This window comes from Prevotella sp. P4-67, assembly GCF_002251325.1.
GTDB lineage: Bacteria > Bacteroidota > Bacteroidia > Bacteroidales > Bacteroidaceae > Prevotella.
The window spans coordinates 1-464 of the sequence record NZ_NPJL01000028.1; the positions used below are offsets into that span (position 1 = coordinate 1).

1 protein-coding gene is annotated in these 464 nt (G+C 45.5%); it reads left to right on the plus strand.

Going from position 1 to position 464, the window contains the following annotated elements; translation table 11 throughout:
• A partial coding sequence (locus CIK92_RS04560; protein WP_144289330.1) for a transposase occupies positions 1-464 on the plus strand: 464 nt, incomplete at both ends.

Genomic DNA, 464 nt, shown 5'->3' on the forward strand with positions numbered 1-464 from the left:
CATGTTGCCGTGCGGCCTCATGGAGTGTAGAGTCCAGGTCGTGGAGTTCAGGAAACATATAAAGGGCGGAGAGAATATCAAACACAAGGCCCGTATTGTCACCTATGTCGATCCTGCGAAGAAAAAGGCGAAAGTCATATCGTTGCTCACCAACGACATGACCATGGAGGTGGAAGACATCATCGACATATACCGCCAAAGATGGGAAATAGAGTTGCTGTTCAAGCAGTTGAAACAAAATTTCCCGCTGAAATACTTCTATGGGGAGAGCGCCAACGCCATCAAGATACAGATTTGGGGCACCCTAATAGCCAATCTCCTTCTGATGGTCATAAAAAAGCGCATCAAACGCTCTTGGAGCTTTTCTGGATTGGCATCAATGGTAAGAATCATGCTCATGTATTATGTGAACTGCTATACTTTCCTTGAGGAACCAGAAAAAGACTGGGCAAAAATGGTTCAGG